The organism is Mesorhizobium sp. M3A.F.Ca.ET.175.01.1.1 (genome assembly GCF_004791945.1).
Taxonomy (GTDB): Bacteria; Pseudomonadota; Alphaproteobacteria; order Rhizobiales; family Rhizobiaceae; genus Mesorhizobium.
This window is the reverse complement of sequence record NZ_SRTP01000172.1, coordinates 1-348: the sequence shown is the minus strand read 5'-3', so window position 1 is coordinate 348 and position 348 is coordinate 1. Positions and strand designations below refer to the sequence as shown.

General features: G+C 64.1%; 1 protein-coding gene. It reads left to right on the top strand.

All coding sequences use genetic code 11. The features are described from left to right. Positions 1-68: 68 nt before the first annotated feature. A partial coding sequence (locus EN818_RS31230; protein WP_135906672.1) for a hypothetical protein occupies positions 69-348 on the top strand: 280 nt, incomplete at its 3' end.

Below are 348 nucleotides of genomic sequence, written 5' to 3'. Positions count from 1 at the left end.
CATATCCCCTCGAGGAGGTAATCAACTCCTGCGGTTGGGCATACTTCAACAGCACGGCGGCCCATGCCGTGGCCTACGCCGTGCACATCGGGGTGAAGAAGATCAGCTGCTGGGGCTTCGACTTCACCTATGCGAATTCGCACCTCGCCGAGAAGGGCCGCGCCTGCGTCGAATTCCATCTCGGCATCGCGGCGGAGCGAGTGATCGAGCTTGCGTTCCCGGCGGTGAGCTCGCTGATGGATGCCAACGCCCCGATCCGCGACCGCCTCTATGGCTACGACATGGTCGACCTCGCCTTCCAGGACACCGGGGAACGCCACGTCGTCACGATGACGCCGCACGCCAGGC